We start from the raw sequence: 855 nt of genomic DNA on the forward strand, positions 1-855 counted from the left end.
ATTAAAAAAATATTATGAAAAAATTATTTTTTATTGCTATAACAATAGCATTTGCCTCTTGCAAAACCATCAAAGTAAGTGAAAAATCAGCTTTTCAAGAATCAAAATATAAATTAGAAGCATCTTCAAGTTATATCAAGCTGTCCAACAAATCTGAAAACGAAAAAAATACCGCAATTCAAGCATTGAATAAAGTAATTGAAACTCAAGATACTTTAATTTTTAATATAAATGAAGTCGAATTATTACGAAATTTTATAAACCATGATAACATAAAAATGGAGTATTTTGTTTTTAAACCAAAAAACATTCAAAAAATAGGAGTTTATTTTTTAGGAAACACCACCAATATTCTCAATGTTACTGATTACTTGATTGAGTTGAGTGCTCAAACAAATGCTAAAATTTATGTATTGCATTATCGAGGCTACGGCAAATCAGAGGGTACACCTTCATTTAAATCACAATTTGACGACAACAATTATTTTTTTAAAACGCTTTTGGCATCTAATCAACAAATTGATTTTGTATTGGGATATTCTTTAGGAAGTGTATTTGCAACTTATGCAGCAATAGATAATAATATTCATAATATATTTTTATTGTCTCCATTTTCTGAAACAAAAGATTATTTTACCCATTTTAAAAATCAAAGTATGAAAGGGGGCAAATCGTTATTGAAACCTTTTGTCAAAATTACCGCAGATGATTACCTACTTAATATATCGAATATTAATAAATTAAAAAGTTTTAAAGGCAAACTTGTAATATTTCACGGAAAATCTGATAATATACTGCCTTATACTATGGGTAAAAAAATATACAACAGTTACATATCTAATACTAAAAAATTAT

At 25.7% G+C, this 855-nt stretch carries 1 protein-coding gene; it reads left to right on the forward strand.

Annotation, left to right across the window (positions count from 1 at the left end):
* Positions 1-14 precede the first annotated feature (14 nt).
* A partial coding sequence (locus tag B0A58_RS16000) for an alpha/beta hydrolase (RefSeq protein WP_089081867.1) occupies positions 15-855 on the forward strand: 841 nt, incomplete at its 3' end.

The sequence above is a fragment of the Flavobacterium branchiophilum NBRC 15030 = ATCC 35035 genome, from assembly GCF_002217205.1.
Taxonomy (GTDB): Bacteria; Bacteroidota; Bacteroidia; order Flavobacteriales; family Flavobacteriaceae; genus Flavobacterium; species Flavobacterium branchiophilum.